We start from the raw sequence: 269 nt of genomic DNA, 5'->3' as shown, positions 1-269 counted from the left end.
CGTTCGCGAGGCAACACCGGCAGTGTTGGATGAATGACTCACTCATAGCGCTTCTGGCAACGCTCGCAGAAGAAGCTGCGCCGGTTGCTGCGGCCGAGGTGGGCTTTTTTGAAAGGGATGTGGCAGCGCGGGCAAGTGGTCTTCGCATGGGCCAGCCAGTGCTGCTTGAGCACGTACTCCTTTTTCCACCCCAGGAAATCGAAACTGTATTGACGGGCTTCGTCGACCAGGGCGCGCAGCTTGGGCGCCGGCAGCGCGCCGACTTTTGA

At 60.6% G+C, this 269-nt stretch carries 1 pseudogene; it reads right to left on the bottom strand.

Going from position 1 to position 269, the window contains the following annotated elements:
- Nucleotides 1-38: 38 nt before the first annotated feature.
- A pseudogene (locus tag KVT32_RS30195) lies at nucleotides 39-269 on the bottom strand (endonuclease); the annotation flags it as partial.

The sequence above is a fragment of the Achromobacter sp. GbtcB20 genome (assembly GCF_019091095.1).
Lineage (GTDB): Bacteria > Pseudomonadota > Gammaproteobacteria > Burkholderiales > Burkholderiaceae_B > Achromobacter > Achromobacter mucicolens.
The sequence above is the reverse complement of the archived record's forward strand: the minus strand, read 5'-3'. Positions and strand labels throughout refer to the sequence as shown.